This is a genomic window from Roseobacter sp. S87 (assembly GCF_055693285.1).
Genome location: NZ_JBVFTR010000004.1, coordinates 932279 through 945806 on the forward strand (window position 1 = coordinate 932279; position 13528 = coordinate 945806).

Sequence of the window (13528 nt, forward strand, 5' to 3'; positions counted from 1 at the left end):
GGGCATGATAGGTCCCGATCCGGACAGCCAGCCCGACAGAGGACCTGAACTTTTGACCCTCCGTTCAAATGCCGCAGCGGATATCAGTTATTCGTGGTCAGCCGGATCGCGCGGCGGCCGTGCGCTCATCCGGCTGATGGAGAATTCGACGGGCAGGCTGGGGCTGATCCGGCGGGCTGCGGGCTATGAGCATGAAGTCGCAGCGGGACGCGATTTCTTTGATGTGATGGTGGACCGTTACGGGCTCAGCCTCGACATCGCCGAAGGGGCGCTGGACAATATTCCGGCGACCGGACCGCTCATTCTGCTGGCCAACCATCCTTACGGCATTCTTGACGGGCTGATGATGGGGCACATCCTCGCGCAGACGCGCGGCGATTTCCGCATTCTGGCCAATTCGGTTTTCCGTAAGTCGCCCGATCTGAACCGCGTTGTGCTGCCGGTGAGTTTTAATGAGACCCGCGAGGCGTTGAACACCAATATCGAAACCAGGAAAACAGCGCTGGCCTACCTGGCTGAAGGCGGGGCCATCGGAATTTTTCCGGGCGGCACGGTCAGCACTGCGGCGCGCCCGTTTTCAAAGCCAATGGACCCGGGCTGGCGCAGTTTCACGGCACGTATGGTGGCGAAATCGCAGGCTACAGTGGTGCCGATGTATTTCGACGGCCACACCAGCCGGCTGTTTCAGATCGCCAGCCATCTGCACAGTACATTGCGGATGGGGTTGTTGATCAAGGAGTTCGGCAAACGGGTGGATACGTCTGTGCGCGTGGCCATCGGCCGCCCGCTTGACCCTGCGCGGCTTGACTCTTTGTCGCGTGACAGTAAAGCGATGATGGATTTCCTGCGAAAAGCCACGTATGGACTTTCTGCAGACCCGGCGCAGAAATATGAGCTGGGATATGAATTTGAGGCGCGGCACCGGAACTGAGCGGGTGCTCTGAGGGATCGGCACCATGGCGGTTGGCATTTTTGACAGTGGACTGGGCGGGCTGACCGTTTGGGATGCCGTGAACCAGCGTATGCCGGATCTGCCGGTCGTTTATCTGGCTGACAGCGCGCATGCCCCGTACGGGGTCCGCACGGCGGATGATATCTACGAACTGACCTGTTCGGCGGTGCAGCGGCTCTTTGATGCGGGGTGCAACCTCGTTGTTCTGGCCTGCAACACCGCATCGGCGGCCGCACTGAGGCGCATGCAGGAAAGCTGGGTCCCGGCGGACAGGCGGGTTCTGGGCGTATTTGTGCCGCTGATCGAGGCGCTGACGGAACGCCAGTGGGGCGATAATTCGCCCCCGCGCGAAGTGGCCGTGCGGCATGTGGCTCTATTTGCAACACCGGCAACAGTGGCCAGTCGCGCCTTTCAGCGTGAACTGGCCTTCCGGGCGATCGGCGTGGATGTTGAGGCGCAGTCCTGCGGCGGTGTGGTCGATGCCATCGAAGATGGCGATATGATCCTGGCAGAAGCGCTGGTGCGCAGCCATGTCGATGCTCTGAAACGGAAAATGCCGGATCCTGATGCGGCAATTCTTGGCTGTACGCATTATCCCCTGATGCAGGATTATTTTCAGTCCGCCCTGGGAGAGGACGTGCGGGTGTTCAGTCAGGCGTCGCTGGTTGCTGACAGTCTGGCGGACTACCTGGACCGGCATCCTGATATGCTGGGCAGCGGTGCGGCCTCGTTCCTGACAACAGGTGATCCTGCCCGGGTCAGTGACCGCGCAACACAGTTCCTCCGACGACAGATCACGTTCCAGGCAGCCTGATCTTTTCTCTATTACGGACCGACTCATGACGTATTCAATCGCTATTCTTGGCGCATCCGGCTACACCGGTGCCGAGCTCATCCGGCTGATCGCCGGTCATTCATCCATGGAAATCAAAGCGTTGGGGGCAAACTCCAAAGCAGGGCAGACAATTGCGCAGGTCTTCCCACATCTGCGGCACCTTGAGCTGCCCACGCTTTTGCAAATTGATGAGATCGACTTTGCAAACATAGATCTCTGTTTTTGTGCCCTGCCGCATAAAACCAGTCAGGAAGTGATCTCCCGTCTGCCGGAAACGCTGCGTATCGTGGATCTCAGCGCCGATTTCCGGCTTCGGGATCCTGCCGCGTACAAACAGTGGTATGGGAATGACCACGCAGCAACCGAGATCCAGAAGGAAGCAGTCTACGGCCTGACCGAGTTCTACCGGGAAGAGATCCGGAAGGCGCGCCTTGTTGCGGGAACGGGGTGCAATGCAGCCACTGGCCAGTACATGATGCGGCCGTTGATCCAGGCAGGGGTAATTGATCTCGATGGGATTGTGCTCGATCTGAAATGTGCCGTGTCGGGCGCCGGGCGCAGCCTGAAAGAGAACCTGCTACATGCGGAACTGTCGGAAGGCTACAATGCCTATGCAGTTGGCGGTACCCATCGCCACCTTGGTGAATTCGATCAGGAGTTTTCGGATGTGGCAGGCAGGCCTGTCAGAATTCAGTTCACGCCACATCTGATCCCTGCAAACCGTGGTATTCTGGCTACCGCTTACGTTAAGGGTGATCCACAAGCCATTTATAACGCGTTGGAAAACGCCTATTCCAGTGAAGTTTTCATCGAACTCTTGCCTATGGGCGAAGCGCCCGGCACGCGTCACATCCGCGGATCCAACTTCTGTCATATCGGAGTTGTCGCTGACAGAATTCCGGGCCGGACGATCATTGTGGCGGCGCTGGATAACCTGACAAAAGGTAGCAGTGGCCAGGCGTTGCAAAACGCCAACCTGATGTTAGGTATTGAGGAGACCGAAGGGCTGATGATGGCCCCGCTGTTCCCATGAGGTGACATGAAAAGCCTGAAGAAACAACGTCGTATCCAGGTTGTTGCCGTTGCTGCGGTGGCGCTTGTTCTGTCGACCGTCCTGATTGGATATGCCATGCGGGACGGTATCAACTTCTTCCGCGCGCCCAGCCAGGTTCTGGCTGAACCTCCGGGACCGGAAGAGGTGTTCCGCATCGGTGGGCTGGTCGAAGAAGGCTCGCTGAAGCGGGGCCAGGGGGAGACGATCCGGTTCAGTGTTACCGACGGCGGTGCAGTTGTCCCGGTGACCTATACAGGTGTTCTGCCTGACCTTTTTGAAGAGAACCAGGGCATGGTCGGAACCGGAAGATACATCAACGGCGTCTTTGAAGCCTCTGAAATACTTGCAAAACACGATGAGACCTACATGCCTAAAGAGGTCGTGGACGCCCTTAAGGAACAGGGTGTTTACAAGGGCGCTGACAGTTAGCACCGTCACGGTGGTATCAACGTAAATTAACGGAACTGACGCATTCTCCTGCGCAACGATACATGCGCGAAGGGGACAGCGATGCAGACCGTCAGGCAGATCGCCACTGAGATTGTGGCGCGCGAAGGTGGCTTTGTGAACGATCCGGACGATCCGGGCGGAGCCACAAATTTCGGCGTAACCATTCATACCATGAGGCGTCTTGGGCTTGACCTGAACCGCGACGGGTCGGTGAACGTCTCTGACGTGCGTGCCTTGACCAAGGAGCAGGCCGTTGAAATATTTGAAAAACACTATTTCCGGAAGCCGCTGATCGAGAAGCTGCCGCAGCCGCTTCATGCCACCGTTTTCGATATGTACGTCAACGCGGGCAGCAATGCGGTCCGGATCCTGCAGCGTTTGCTGCGGGATATGGGGCATGATCTCGTGGTGGATGGTGTTCTGGGTTCCAAGACTATTGGCGCGGCACAGGCGGCCTGGATGGAGGCGCCGGACTATCTGGCTGACGCTTACGGTATCGCCCGCCGAAACTACTATTTCCGCATCGCCGACCGGCGCGCAGCCAGCCGAAAATACGCGCGGACCCGAGCGGGCGGAAAGGGTGGCTGGATACGCAGGGCTGAGGAATTCATTGCGCCGCGTTATCACCTTACAGAGCAGCAATTCAGGGAAAGGATTTCGGCATGGGGCTGATCACAGGAATTCTGAACACCATTTTTGGTGGCGGTCGCAATGTGTTGAAAGACACAGTTGAAGTGTTCCGCGAGAATGCAGAAGAAGATGCCATGCGCGATCAGGAGCTGCGTATTGAGTTCTCAAGCAATACGCGGCCGAGTTTGAAACCCGGCGCGATGGGCTTTTTGACCGGATCATGGATGGTGTGAACCGGCTTCCGCGTCCGGCTCTGGCATTGGGAACACTGGGCCTGTTTATCGCCGCGATGGCGGATCCGGTCTGGTTCGCTGCACGGATGCAGGGCATCGCGCTCGTGCCCGAACCGCTCTGGTGGTTGCTGGGCGTCATCGTTTCCTTTTACTTCGGCGCACGCCATCAGGTGAAAAGCCAGCAGTTTCAGCGTTCTATTGCGCAAACCGTGGCGCGGGCACCTCAGGTGATACAGAATATCGCCGCCCTGCGCGCGCTGACAGCTGACACACCCGGCGTGGCTGATACCGGTCCGGACAGCCGGCTGGGCCTCGCCGCACTGCAGCCCGAACCGAACGCCGCGCTGAACGAATGGAAAACAACACTGCCACCCGCGACAAAGTGATCATCTGATCCGGCGCTTTCGCATTGGACGGGGCCGGGGCGGAGATTATACTCTGCCCTATGATCACAGAATTCGGACATTTCGCCCTGTTGCTGGCCTTTCTGGTCGCTATCGTTCAGACCGTGGTGCCACTGGTCGGCGCACACAAGCGCTGGCCGTCGTGGATGGCGGTCGCTGAACCGGCGGCTAACATCCAGTTTCTGCTGACGGCCTTTGCCTTCGCTGCACTGATGTGGGCGTTCATCACGTCTGATTTCAGTCTCAGGCTCGTTGTGCTGAACAGCCATTCGGCCAAGCCGATGCTCTATAAAATCAGCGGGACGTGGGGCAACCATGAAGGGTCTATGCTGCTGTGGGTGCTGATCGTGACCCTGTTCGGGGCGATGGCGGCCTGGTTCGGGGGCAACCTGCCGCCCACGCTGCGCGCCCGCGTTCTGGCGGTTCAGGCGGCCATCGGTGTGGCGTTCTTTGCCTTTATTATCTTCACCTCGAACCCGTTTCTGCGGATGGCCGTGCCGCCTTTTGACGGCCAGGACCTGAACCCGCTGCTGCAGGATCCGGGTCTCGCGTTCCATCCACCGTTTCTGTACCTGGGATACGTTGGTCTCAGCATGGCGTTCAGCTTTGCGGTGGCGGCGCTGATCGAAGGACGCGTTGATGCGGCCTGGGGCCGCTGGGTGCGCCCCTGGACGCTGGCGGCGTGGGTCTTTCTGACCATCGGCATCGCGCTGGGGTCCTGGTGGGCTTATTATGAACTCGGCTGGGGTGGGTTCTGGTTCTGGGACCCGGTTGAGAATGCGTCCTTCATGCCATGGCTGCTGGCCGCCGCACTTTTGCACTCGGCGATTGTCGTTGAAAAACGCGAAAGCCTCAAAAGCTGGACGATCCTGCTCGCCATCCTCGCCTTTGGCTTTTCGCTGATCGGTACGTTCATTGTGCGGTCCGGCCTGCTTACATCTGTGCACGCCTTTGCGAACGATCCCGAACGGGGTGTGTTCATCCTGATGATCATGGCCTTTTTCATGGGGGGCGCGCTGATCCTGTTCGCGCTCCGGGCGGGGGCGATGGAGGCGCGTGGCATTTTCAGTCTCGTCAGCCGGGAAAGTGCACTCCTTGCCAACAACATCCTGCTGGCCGTGTCCTGTTTCGTCGTCTTCGTGGGCACCATGTGGCCGCTGGTGGCCGAGATGTTCTTTGACCGCAAACTCAGCGTGGGCCCGCCGTTTTTCAACATGGCATTCACGCCCTTTATGATCGTGCTGGGGCTTATCCTGCCTATCGGATCGGCGATGCCATGGAAGCGCGCTCGGGTGCTGCGCACGGCGCGTCCGCTCAAGCTGGTGTTCGTCCTGGCTCTGGCCATCGGTGGCCTGGCCTGGGCCATGCAGACGGGGCGCAGCCTGATCGGCCCCATCGGCATGTTCCTCGCCGCCTGGGTGGTCATGGGCACGGTCGTTGATCTGGTTCAGCGTGCGGGTCGCGGCCCTGATCGCTGGGCGCGGCTGTGGCGGCTGCCACGGGCCGACTGGGGCAAGATGGTCGCACACGCCGGGCTTGGCTTCACGATGATGGGGGTCGCGGGACTCACAGCCTGGAAACAGGAAGACATCCGCGTGGCGCAGATCGGGGAACCCTTTGCGGTGGGCAGCTATACGCTGACGCTGAACGATGTGCGCCAGATCGAAGGGCCGAATTATCTGTCGACCATGGGGTTTGTTACACTGTCCCAGAACGGTCGCGACATCGCGGAACTGACGCCTGAAAAAAGGATCTACCCTGTGGCGCAGATGCCGACGACTGAAGCTGCGATTGACTATGATCTCGCGCGGGACGTCTACGTGGTGATCGGCGACGAACAGGCGCAGGGTGGCTGGGCCGTACGCACCTATATCAAACCGCTCACCAACTGGATCTGGATTGGCAGCGGTCTGATGGCGCTGGGTGGGTTCCTGAGCCTCTCTGACCGCCGTTTCCGCGTTGCCGCAGGCGCGCGCAAAACACCCAGCGGAGTACCTGCAGAATGATACGCGTTTTGCTCGTGGTGCTGCTGTTGCTGCCGGGTCTTTCGGGCGCGGCGCTGGCGGTGCAGCCCGACGAAGTGCTGGACAATCCTGTGCTTGAGGAACGCGCACGGGAGATATCCAAAGGTCTGCGCTGCCCGGTCTGCCAGAATGAGAGCATCGATGAGAGCCACGCCAATGTCGCGCGGGATCTGCGGCTCCTGGTGCGTGAACGTCTGGTCGAAGGGGATACGGATGCGCAGGTAGTGGATTTCGTCGTGGCGCGTTATGGCGAATATGTCCTGTTTCAGCCGACGGTGACGGGCGCCAACTGGCTGCTTTATGCGGCGGGGCCGCTGATGCTGCTCACGGCACTGGGGCTCGGGTTCGTCTATCTGCGCGGGCGTGCCGGGGCCGCGGCACCCCAGGAGGCCGCACTGAGTGAGGACGAACAGGCGCGTTTGCGGGAAATCATGCGCGACTGACGCATTGTACCTCTTTTCTGAACTGATCAGTTTGGTATGAAGTGCCTGAAGCGCGGCCCGCGGGGCTGCGGCGGGTCAGGAAAGGGCACCACATGGACTATCAGACGCTCATCTGCACAGAGCAATCGGGCGTGGCGACGATCACGCTGAACCGGCCCGACAGAATGAATGCGCTGACCACACAGATGCGTGCCGAAGTGGCCTATGCCGTGACGGAGGCGGGCAAGCGTGCGCGCGTCGTGGTCCTGACAGGTGCGGGCCGGGCGTTCTGCTCTGGCCAGGATCTGGGCGACCGGGTCGGGGCAGACAGCATCGACCTGGAACGGACCCTGCGCGATGAATATGCACCGATGCTGCGGGCAATCACGGAATGTCCGGTGCCGACAATTGCGGCTGTCAATGGCGCGGCCGCCGGGGCAGGAGCCAACCTGGCACTTGCCGCAGATGTGGTGATCGCCACCGAAAGCGCCTATTTCCTGCAGGCGTTTTCCCGCATTGGCCTGATCCCGGACGCGGGTGGCACCTGGGTGCTGCCGCGCACGATGGGCGGTGCGAAAGCCATGGGGGCCGCGCTTTTTGCGGATCGCATCAGCGCCCGGCAGGCGGATGACTGGGGCATGATCTGGGAAGCGGTCGCCGATGATGCGTTTGAAGAGACCTGGAAGTCCCGCGCGGCCTATCTGGCTGAGGGGCCCACAGCAGCCTATGCCGCGATTAAAAAGGTGATCCGGGGCAGCTGGGACAACAGCTTTGAGGACCAGCTGGCGCTGGAAGCGCGTCAGCAGGGCAATTGCGGCCGGTCGCGCGACTTCAAAGAAGGTGTTCTGGCATTCACCGAAAAACGTGCAGCGAAATTTGAGGGCCGGTAAGCGCCGGTCTCACGCGCGCGCGTTGACGAACCGCTCCACCAGCAACACGTCATCCGCGGTGATCTTCGGGCCTTCGGCGCGTGCGACCACCGCAACGGCCACGCCATTGGCGAGCACGGTCTGGACACCGGAACCGGCATCAGTGACGGTGATGCAGGGCGGTGTTTCGCCATGGTCATACACGACCGCTACCCGGTCCTGTTCCGCGTCATCATCGTGCAGCAATGCGCCTTCGGGTCCGGGAACCGAGCCGGCTGCAATGGGCATCTGACGGGCGAGACCTGATCCGCTGACGGACATACGGGCGTGTGCCTGTGGCATAACGTTACTCTTTTCCATACCGCCGGGCTGTCGCGCGGACGCCCGGTTTACTGACAAAAGGCTGCCCCCTCAGCGGTCAGCGCGGAAAAGCGCGTCCCGGCAACGTCTGTTGCACAACCACCCCGGGAATAATCTGCCCGGGACAGTCTCATTTATTCATCGCGTGACGGGCCGGTCAAGAAATTGGGGGTATTGGATCGGGACCAGAAACAATGACATATTCCTGCCATTTTTCACGCTGCGGTTGGTTTACAGTAGCGCTGCACACCGCCGCACGAGGCTGGTGGCGCCTACCTGCGATTCGGTCCTGAAAAGCGAAACGGGCCGCCGGCTGGCAGCCCGTCTGATCGTCTGAAACCGAGGCAGGGATCAGCGGTTTTCGATGTCCGTGTAATTGCGTGTCAGCTCGCCCTGATAGAGCTGGCGCGGACGTCCGATCTTGAGCTGCGGGTCGCTGATCTGCTCTTTCCACTGCGAGATCCAGCCAACGGTGCGGGCAAGCGCGAAGATCGGTGTGAACATGGATGTCGGGAAGCCCATCGCTTCCAGAATGATGCCGGAGTAGAAGTCTACATTCGGGAAAAGCTTCTTGTCCGCGAAGTAAGGATCTGCGAGGGCGGCGGCTTCGAGCTCTTTCGCGACCTGCAGGATGGGGTTGTTTTCAACGCCCAGCAGTTCCAGCACTTCGTCGGCACTTTCCTTCATCACCTTGGCGCGCGGGTCAAAGTTCTTGTAGACGCGGTGGCCAAAGCCCATCAGGCGGAACGGATCGTTCTTGTCCTTGGCGCGGGCGATGAATTCCGGGATACGGTCCGGCGTGCCGATTTCGTTCAGCATTTCGAGGCAGGCACTGGTTGGCGCCACCGTGTGCCGGGCCCCAGAGACAGGCGATGCCCGCCGCAATACAGGCAAACGGGTTCGCGCCCGAAGAGGATGCCAGCCGTACTGTCGAGGTCGAGGCGTTCTGCTCGTGGTCGGCATGCAGCGTAAAGATCCGGTCCATCGCGCGGCTCAGGATCGGGTTGACCTCATAGTCCTCGGCCGGCACGGCAAAGCACATACGCAGGAAGTTCGACGCATAATCCAGATCGTTGCGCGGATACACAAACGGCTGACCGATGGTGTATTTATACGCCATCGCGGCAATTGTCGGCATTTTCGCGATCAGGCGGATCGAGGCAACTTCGCGCTGCCAGGGATCACTGATGTCGGTGCTGTCGTGATAGAAAGCAGACATCGCGCCCACAACGCCGACCATAACGGCCATGGGGTGCGCATCCCGGCGGAAACCGCGGAAGAAATTCATCATCTGCTCATGCAGCATCGTGTGGTTTGTCACACGGCTTTCAAAATCCTCAAGCTGTGCGGGCGAGGGGAGCTCTCCGTAAAGCAGCAGATAGCAGACCTCGAGGTAATGCGATTTGCCGGCCAGCTGGTCGATCGGATAGCCACGGTGCAGCAGTTCGCCTTCGCCACCGTCGATGAAAGTGATGGTGCTGTCGCAGCTGGCGGTCGAGGTAAAGCCCGGATCGTAGGTGAAAACACCGGCCTGGGCATAGAGTTTACGGATATCGAGAACGTCAGGGCCCGCGCTCGGAGAAAAGATCGGAAGATCGTACTCCTCGCCATCAATGGTCAGCTTTGCGGATTTTGTGCTTTCGGCCATCTGTCGTCCTTCCAGTCTGGGGGCGGGGGACCCGCCGTAGGGTCAGAAACGCAGCGGTCCCGCGTCCTGCCGTATTCATCTGCGCGCTTGCTTGCGGGGGCTACCCTGCGGCCTGATCAGCGGCATCGGTCAGCCGTGCAAGGGTCTCTTCCTGACCGAGCACCAGCATCATATCGAAAACCGATGGAGTGACGGCGCGTCCCGCGAGTGCAGCGCGCAGGGGACCGGCCAGCTTGCCGAATTTGGTTTCCCGTGCTTCTGCGAAGGCGTTCAGAACCGCTTCCAGATTTTCTCTGCTCCAGCTAGCATTTTGCAGCTGCGGCGTCAATTCTCCCAGTATACCACGGGATACTGAATCGAGATTTTTCGCGGCCTTCTCATCCGGCGTGATCGGACGTGAAGTTAACGCAAAGTAAGCTTTATCAAGGAGTTCAGGGAATGTTTTGGCCCGTTCCTTGACGCAATACATGGCGCGACCCAGCAATTCGGCCTGATCCGGGTTCAACTCAGGCTGGTGGGCTGCCGCAAGGAAAGCTACCAGTTCGCGCTGCAGCGCGGCATCCTCTGTCGCTGCAATATGCTGACCGCAGAGGTTTTCGAGCTTTTTGAAGTCCAGCCGCGCGGGGCTTTTGCCGATCCCGCTGAGATCAAACCATTCGCGCGCCTGCGCGTCCGAAAAGAATTCGTCGTCACCGTGGCTCCAGCCCAGACGCGCGAGATAGTTGCGCATGCCAGCTGCCGGATAGCCCATCGCCTGGTATTCCTGTGCGCCAAGCGCCCCGTGCCGTTTGCTCAGTTTTTTGCCATCCGGGCCGTGGATCAGCGGAATATGCGCCCACACGGGCACGTCCCAGCCCATCGCTTCATAGATCATCATCTGGCGCGCGGCGTTGTTCAGGTGGTCATCCCCGCGGATCACGTGGGTTACGCCCATATCATGGTCATCGACAACAACAGCCAGCATGTAGACGGGTGTGCCATCCGAGCGTAACAGGATCATGTCATCAAGCTGGGCGTTGTCGATGGTGACATCGCCCTGAACCTGATCGCGGATCACTGTCTGGCCGGACTGCGGTGCGCGGATGCGGATCACAAAGGGTGCATCCGGGTGCGTGGCCGGGGCTGCGTCCCGCCAGGGCGACCGAAAAAGGGTGTTTTCCCCTTTCTCACGCGCGGCATCACGGAAGGCTGCAATCTCTTCGGGCGTTGAGAAGCATTTATAGGCCTTGCCAGCGGCCAGCAGTTCCTGTGCCACCGCGGCGTGCCGGGGAGCATTTTCAAACTGACTGACAATGTCACCGTCATGATCAAGGCCCAGCCACGCCATGCCCTCCAGGATCGCTTCGGTGGCCTCAGGCGTTGAGCGGGCGCGGTCTGTGTCCTCGATCCGCAGCAGGAATTTTCCGCCGCGTCCGCGCGCGTAAAGCCAGTTAAAGAGCGCCGTGCGGGCACCACCGATATGCAGAAAGCCTGTCGGCGAAGGGGCGAAGCGTGTGACGACCGGAGCGGACATAAGGCGCGTTTACCTTTCAGTAACCATGGGGGGATAACTCTGTCCTACGTGTCTATCCAGTGCAGTGTCCGGGGGCAAGGAGGTGCTGCGTGCAGGCCATGAGAACTGTCCTTCTGATCCAGCGCGGCCATCTGTTTGAATGGGTGCCCGTTCTGCTGGCCGTGGGCATTGGCTGTTATTTTTCTTTGCGTTTTGAACCGTCGATGACCTTTCTGGCGGGGGTTGCCGGCGCGGGGCTTGCTCTGCTGTTCCTAGCGCGTCTGCTGGGCGAGGCGTGGGGGCCGCTGGCCGTTGGTCTTGCGCTGACCTGCGGTGGGTTTCTTCTGGCGGCAGAACGCGCGCATGATGTGGCGGGCCCCGTGCTGGGCTGGCGCTATTACGGCCCCGTAGAGGGGCGGATTGTGAATATCGACCGCAGCAGCTCTGATGCACTGCGCCTGACGCTGGACCAGGTCGTGATGGAGCGGATATCGCCTGCACGCACACCGGCGCGCGTACGTATCTCGTTGCACGGAGACCAGAGCGCCAGTGTTGATCCTGCGCCCGGTCTGCGGGTCATGACCACGGCCCATGTCTCGCCACCGGGCGGTCCGGTTGAACCCGGCGGGTTCGATTTCCAGCGCCATGCTTGGTTCGGGCGGCTGGGCGGGGTGGGCTATACCCGCGTGCCTGTTCTGGCCATCGCGCCGGCCAGCGAAGGGGCCGCGGGACTGGCGGTGTTCCGGATGCGTATGGCCGCATCCGCGCGCGTTATGGAGGTCCTGCCCGGGGACGTTGGCGGTGTCGCCGTGGCGGTCACAACCGGTGCGCGCTCGGGGATCAGCCAGCAAGCGCTGGAGGATCTGCGCGCCAGTAACCTCGCACATCTTCTGGCCATTTCCGGCCTGCATATGGGGCTTCTGAGCGGCTTTGTCTTTGCGCTTTTGCGGGTGATCATCGCCCTGATCCCGCCACTGGCTCTGCGCATCCCGGCCAAGAAAGCGGCCGCTGTTGGTGCGCTGATGGCGGCCACGGTGTATCTGGCGTTGTCGGGGGGCAACGTGGCGACCGAACGCGCTTTTATCATGGTTGCCGTGGCCCTGACGGCGGTGCTGTTCAACCGGCGTGCCATCAGCCTGCGGGGTGTTGCCATTGCTGCAACCATTGTTCTTATCCTGCGGCCCGAGGCCCTGCTGGGACCGGGCTTCCAGATGTCCTTTGCCGCCACAACCGCCCTGGTGGCCGTCTTCGGCTATATGCGGGATCACCGGATTTCGACTGGTCCGAAGTGGCTTATGCCGGTCACGGCCGTGCTTCTGTCATCCGGAATTGCCGGACTGGCGACTGCCCCCATCGGGGCTGCCCATTTCAATGCTGTGTCCCACTACGGGCTGATGGCCAACCTGCTGTCTGTGCCTGTCATGGGGTCGGTGGTCGTGCCGGCGGCTGTGCTGGCAGGCATACTGGCCCCCTTTGGCCTCGACTGGATCGGCCTCTGGATCATGGGGCTTGGGCTGCAGTGGATCCTGTCGGTCGGCACATTTGTGGCCGGTCTCGACGGCGCGCGCTCTTTTGTGCCGGGCCCAGGAAACGCTGTGCTGCCGATGATTGCACTGGGGTTTCTGTTCATGATCATCTGGCAGGGACGTCTGCGGTCTCTTGGGGCAGCACCCGTTGTACTGGCGTTTATCCTCTGGGTTCAGGCGGACCGCCCCGTGGGCCTGATCGCCGAGAACGGCACGCTGGTGGGCGTGATGACGCCCGATGGCCGGGCGCTGAGCAAACCGCGTGGCGCGGGGTTCATCGCGAGCAACTGGCTGGAGAACGATGGCGCGCCGGTGGATCAGGAAACAGCAGCCAGCCGCTGGCCGGAAGGGGGCGCGGGCGTGCTGCCGGGCGGCATCTCGGTCATCCATCTTTCGGGCAAAAAAGCAGCTGAGACGTTTTCAGGATGTGACGCGAACCAGATCGTCGTGGCAAACCACGACCTGCTCCTGACCGATGTCGACTGCGATGTCTTCGATCCGTCCCGCCTGCGCAATACCGGCGCGGTGGCGCTGGTGCCGGACGGCGACGGGTTCCGGCTCGTCTCGGTGCGCGACACCACCGGGAGCCGCCTGTGGACCCAGTGGAAAGAGGGGCGGGGCTGACCCCG

11 protein-coding genes and 2 pseudogenes are annotated in these 13528 nt (G+C 60.9%); 10 read left to right on the plus strand and 3 right to left on the minus strand.

Annotation, left to right across the window (positions count from 1 at the left end):
- Positions 1-4: 4 nt before the first annotated feature.
- The 9 genes and pseudogenes from ACZ1HA_RS05455 (at position 5) to ACZ1HA_RS05495 (ending at position 7894) form a co-directional block, all read left to right on the plus strand.
- Positions 5-931, plus strand: coding sequence for a lysophospholipid acyltransferase family protein (locus ACZ1HA_RS05455; protein ID WP_472713161.1), 927 nt, complete (start codon positions 5-7; stop codon positions 929-931).
- A gap of 25 nt (positions 932-956) precedes the next feature.
- Positions 957-1766 carry a glutamate racemase gene (locus tag ACZ1HA_RS05460; RefSeq protein WP_472713162.1) on the plus strand — a complete coding sequence of 270 codons (810 nt, stop codon included), beginning with the start codon at positions 957-959 and terminating at the stop codon, positions 1764-1766.
- Between the two features lie 25 nt (positions 1767-1791).
- On the plus strand, positions 1792-2820 hold the full coding sequence (gene argC / locus ACZ1HA_RS05465) for an N-acetyl-gamma-glutamyl-phosphate reductase (RefSeq protein WP_472713163.1): 1029 nt from the start codon (positions 1792-1794) through the stop codon (positions 2818-2820).
- 6 nt (positions 2821-2826) lie between these two features.
- Positions 2827-3270, plus strand: coding sequence for a cytochrome c maturation protein CcmE (ccmE, locus tag ACZ1HA_RS05470; protein ID WP_375228016.1), 444 nt, complete (start codon positions 2827-2829; stop codon positions 3268-3270).
- A gap of 81 nt (positions 3271-3351) precedes the next feature.
- Positions 3352-3963, plus strand: a complete 612-nt coding sequence (locus ACZ1HA_RS05475; protein WP_472713164.1) for a holin-associated N-acetylmuramidase — start codon at positions 3352-3354, stop codon at positions 3961-3963.
- Positions 3954-4540, plus strand: a pseudogene (locus ACZ1HA_RS05480) (holin family protein). The gene ACZ1HA_RS05475 and the pseudogene ACZ1HA_RS05480 overlap by 10 nt, the downstream one beginning before the upstream one ends.
- A gap of 59 nt (positions 4541-4599) precedes the next feature.
- The gene (locus ACZ1HA_RS05485) at positions 4600-6564 is read left to right on the plus strand and encodes a heme lyase CcmF/NrfE family subunit (protein WP_472713165.1); all 1965 of its coding nucleotides are present in this window, start codon (positions 4600-4602) and stop codon (positions 6562-6564) included.
- The gene (locus tag ACZ1HA_RS05490) at positions 6561-7025 is read left to right on the plus strand and encodes a cytochrome c-type biogenesis protein (RefSeq protein ID WP_375228013.1); all 465 of its coding nucleotides are present in this window, start codon (positions 6561-6563) and stop codon (positions 7023-7025) included. The genes ACZ1HA_RS05485 and ACZ1HA_RS05490 overlap by 4 nt, the downstream gene beginning before the upstream one ends.
- A gap of 92 nt (positions 7026-7117) precedes the next feature.
- On the plus strand, positions 7118-7894 hold the full coding sequence (locus tag ACZ1HA_RS05495) for an enoyl-CoA hydratase-related protein (protein WP_375228012.1): 777 nt from the start codon (positions 7118-7120) through the stop codon (positions 7892-7894).
- A 9-nt stretch (positions 7895-7903) separates the two neighbouring features.
- On the opposite strand, the gene ACZ1HA_RS05500 is transcribed toward ACZ1HA_RS05495, so the two are convergent.
- The 3 genes and pseudogenes from ACZ1HA_RS05500 to gltX form a co-directional block, all read right to left on the minus strand.
- Complete coding sequence (locus tag ACZ1HA_RS05500; RefSeq protein ID WP_375228011.1) at positions 7904-8215, minus strand: hypothetical protein; 312 nt, start codon at positions 8213-8215, stop codon at positions 7904-7906.
- A gap of 369 nt (positions 8216-8584) precedes the next feature.
- A pseudogene (gene gltA, locus ACZ1HA_RS05505) lies at positions 8585-9881 on the minus strand (citrate synthase).
- A 100-nt stretch (positions 9882-9981) separates the two neighbouring features.
- The gene (gene gltX / locus ACZ1HA_RS05510; RefSeq protein ID WP_472713166.1) at positions 9982-11394 is read right to left on the minus strand and encodes a glutamate--tRNA ligase; all 1413 of its coding nucleotides are present in this window, start codon (positions 11392-11394) and stop codon (positions 9982-9984) included.
- Between the two features lie 98 nt (positions 11395-11492).
- Between gltX and ACZ1HA_RS05515 the strand changes: the two genes are divergently transcribed.
- Complete coding sequence (locus tag ACZ1HA_RS05515) at positions 11493-13523, plus strand: ComEC/Rec2 family competence protein (RefSeq protein WP_472715288.1); 2031 nt, start codon at positions 11493-11495, stop codon at positions 13521-13523.
- Positions 13524-13528 lie beyond the last annotated feature (5 nt).

Bases quoted from the DNA above. Each gene is read 5' to 3' on its own strand.
- argC (WP_472713163.1), top strand. From the start codon at position 1,792: ATGACGTATTCAATCGCTATTCTTGGCGCATCCGGCTACACCGGTGCC.
- ACZ1HA_RS05460 (WP_472713162.1), top strand. From the start codon at position 957: ATGGCGGTTGGCATTTTTGACAGTGGACTGGGCGGGCTGACCGTTTGG.
- ACZ1HA_RS05485 (WP_472713165.1), top strand. From the start codon at position 4,600: ATGATCACAGAATTCGGACATTTCGCCCTGTTGCTGGCCTTTCTGGTC.
- ACZ1HA_RS05500 (WP_375228011.1), bottom strand. From the start codon at position 8,215: ATGCCACAGGCACACGCCCGTATGTCCGTCAGCGGATCAGGTCTCGCC.
- ACZ1HA_RS05455 (WP_472713161.1), top strand. From the start codon at position 5: ATGATAGGTCCCGATCCGGACAGCCAGCCCGACAGAGGACCTGAACTT.
- gltX (WP_472713166.1), bottom strand. From the start codon at position 11,394: ATGTCCGCTCCGGTCGTCACACGCTTCGCCCCTTCGCCGACAGGCTTT.
- ACZ1HA_RS05490 (WP_375228013.1), top strand. From the start codon at position 6,561: ATGATACGCGTTTTGCTCGTGGTGCTGCTGTTGCTGCCGGGTCTTTCG.
- ACZ1HA_RS05495 (WP_375228012.1), top strand. From the start codon at position 7,118: ATGGACTATCAGACGCTCATCTGCACAGAGCAATCGGGCGTGGCGACG.
- ccmE (WP_375228016.1), top strand. From the start codon at position 2,827: ATGAAAAGCCTGAAGAAACAACGTCGTATCCAGGTTGTTGCCGTTGCT.
- ACZ1HA_RS05475 (WP_472713164.1), top strand. From the start codon at position 3,352: ATGCAGACCGTCAGGCAGATCGCCACTGAGATTGTGGCGCGCGAAGGT.
- ACZ1HA_RS05515 (WP_472715288.1), top strand. From the start codon at position 11,493: ATGAGAACTGTCCTTCTGATCCAGCGCGGCCATCTGTTTGAATGGGTG.